Raw genomic sequence first — 245 nt, 5'->3', positions numbered from 1 at the left:
CCCATGAGCCGATGGTGGTCGATGGGAGCGCGGTGTAAGTGATCGATTCGACCGTGCCGCCAGCGGCCTCGATGGCGGATTCGACGGCCGCGCGCGTCAGGAATTGATTGCTGCCATCAACGAAGGTATCAATGTCGCCCTCGTAAACGTAGCTGTACGACAGTGGCCAGCCCTCGGCCTTGACTCTCGGGAATCGGTAGCCGAAATCGACGTCGACGCGATTGACCAGCGAGTGCCGGCTGCTC

The 245-nt window shown here is 61.6% G+C and carries 1 protein-coding gene; it reads right to left on the bottom strand.

The window, feature by feature from the left end; translation table 11 throughout:
• On the bottom strand, nucleotides 1-245 hold a 245-nt coding region (locus Q4528_RS15430; protein ID WP_303522592.1), incomplete at both ends, for a hypothetical protein.

The sequence above is a fragment of the Staphylococcus pasteuri genome (assembly GCF_030547725.1).
GTDB classification, from domain to species: Bacteria; Bacillota; Bacilli; order Staphylococcales; family Staphylococcaceae; genus Staphylococcus; species Staphylococcus pasteuri.
This window is presented reverse-complemented; position numbering and strand designations above follow the sequence as displayed.